This window comes from Alterirhizorhabdus solaris (assembly GCF_007785815.1).
In the GTDB taxonomy this organism is placed as follows: Bacteria; Pseudomonadota; Alphaproteobacteria; order Sphingomonadales; family Sphingomonadaceae; genus Alterirhizorhabdus; species Alterirhizorhabdus solaris.
The window spans coordinates 1-897 of the sequence record NZ_VNIM01000216.1 but is presented as its reverse complement, the minus strand read 5'-3'; the positions used below and the strand labels follow the sequence as shown (position 1 = coordinate 897).

Below are 897 nucleotides of genomic sequence, written 5' to 3'. Positions count from 1 at the left end.
AGAGTCCGTTTTGAAAATCATGGATGAGTGGTTCGGCGGAGGAGGTTGCCGCCCATGGCGACGAGGATCATGGCTTTGGATACATCGATACGGGCTTCGTAATCCCGGACGAGCCGGCGCCAGCGGATCATCCATCCGAAAGTACGTTCGACGACCCATCGCCGCGGCAGCACCTCGAAGCCTTTGGCGGCATCGGAACGGCGGATTATCTCGACCGTAAAGTCGAGCCACGCGGCTTTTTCCATCAGCTTGAGGCGATCGTAGCCGCCGTCGGCGAACAGATGTTTCACCCATGGCCAGCGTTTGCGGATCGCATCCAGGATCACCTGCGCGCCGGCGCTGTCGCTGATGTCGGCGCTGGTGAGGTGGACCATAAGCAGCCGCCCGTCGGTATCGACAACGATATGCCGCTTGCGTCCGACGATCTTCTTGCCGGCGTCGTAACCCCTTGTGTTTCCATGCGGAGCCTTGATCGACTGACTGTCGATCACCGCCCCCGAGGGGCTCGCCTCGCGGCCCGCCATCTCCCGATCAAGCATCAGCGCCACGTCATGGATGGTCTGGAAAAGGAAGCGCCGTGCCAGCTCGCGGAACCAGCCGTACACCGTCTGCCAAGGCCCGAAATGAACCGGCAGCATGCGCCAGCCGCATCCTGACCGGACGAGGTAGCGCACGGCGTTGATTACCTCACGAAACTCGATCTCGCGGGGGCGGCCGCGCCGCCCAGGCTTTGGCATCAACGGCGCTATCACCGCCCACTCCTCGTCCGTCAGATCAGACGGATATCGCTTGGTCTTCCTGGCGATGTCGGACATCCGCCCTCGGCTCTCTTCGGTCCACATCCAGAGCCTGAATCACATCCGACCAACCGTGCAAAGCCTTTTCCAAACGGTCTCT

The 897-nt window shown here is 61.6% G+C and carries 1 protein-coding gene; it reads right to left on the bottom strand.

Translation table 11 applies throughout. The annotated features are described in order from the left end of the window. Positions 1–17: 17 nt before the first annotated feature. Positions 18–842: an IS5 family transposase gene (locus FOY91_RS21400; RefSeq protein ID WP_145156097.1), complete on the bottom strand. Its 825-nt coding sequence runs from the start codon at positions 840–842 to the stop codon at positions 18–20. Between the last annotated feature and the right edge of the window lie 55 nt (positions 843–897).